Genomic DNA, 679 nt, shown 5'->3' on the forward strand with positions numbered 1-679 from the left:
ACGACCGCGACGATGAACACGATCAGCGCGACCATGACCTCGGCCATGGTGAAGCCGGCCTCGGACCCGCGCGATTTTCGTTCAGGTGTCCCCATCATGGCTCCGGGATCTCATCGAATTTGCGAATCAGCCCACCCGGGAACATCTCGATGATCGAGTAATAGACCTGGTCCGAGCTCGCGTCTTGAATGACCAGGGTCATGCCCGTATCGGGCAGCGGGTCGTCCTCGAGCGCGAAGCTGCCGTCGGGTTGAAACAGGATGCTCTTGGGTAGATCCGTGCCGCAGGCGACGGGCATCGCCGCGTCGTTGACCTCGCTCGGCGGCGAGATCCCGGGCTCCATGCCCGTGATGCAGGCCGCGTCGGCGATCAGCCCGCCGTCGACCCGGTCGCGGTAATTGCCCCACAGCAAGGTCCCGGTCCCGGGCACGGTCACGTCGGGCGGGGGGGCGTTGGGGTCGATCCAAAACACCTCGAGGCGATCTTCGGAGACCTCGACCCGAACGACGGTTTGATCGTCGATCGCTCGATTCCGAGCTTGGATCATCGTGCCGACCAGATCGTCGGTGAAGCGCAGATACGCGCCCTCCCACTGGTTGTTGCGCAGACCGACGAAGGCGATCGTGGCCACGATCGTGATCACCGCGAGCACGATCATGATCTCCGTGAGCGTGAAGCC

At 63.9% G+C, this 679-nt stretch carries 2 protein-coding genes; both read right to left on the reverse strand.

Annotated features, from left to right (window positions below; all coding sequences use genetic code 11):
- The coding region (locus ENSA5_RS39745; protein WP_146155663.1) for a prepilin-type N-terminal cleavage/methylation domain-containing protein at positions 1-98 on the reverse strand (98 nt) is incomplete at its 3' end.
- Positions 95-679 (reverse strand): pilus assembly FimT family protein (locus tag ENSA5_RS13520; protein ID WP_146155664.1); only part of this gene is annotated, 585 nt, incomplete at its 5' end. The genes ENSA5_RS13520 and ENSA5_RS39745, both read right to left, overlap by 4 nt.

Source organism: Enhygromyxa salina (genome assembly GCF_002994615.1).
In the GTDB taxonomy this organism is placed as follows: domain Bacteria; phylum Myxococcota_A; class Polyangia; order Nannocystales; family Nannocystaceae; genus Plesiocystis; species Plesiocystis salina_A.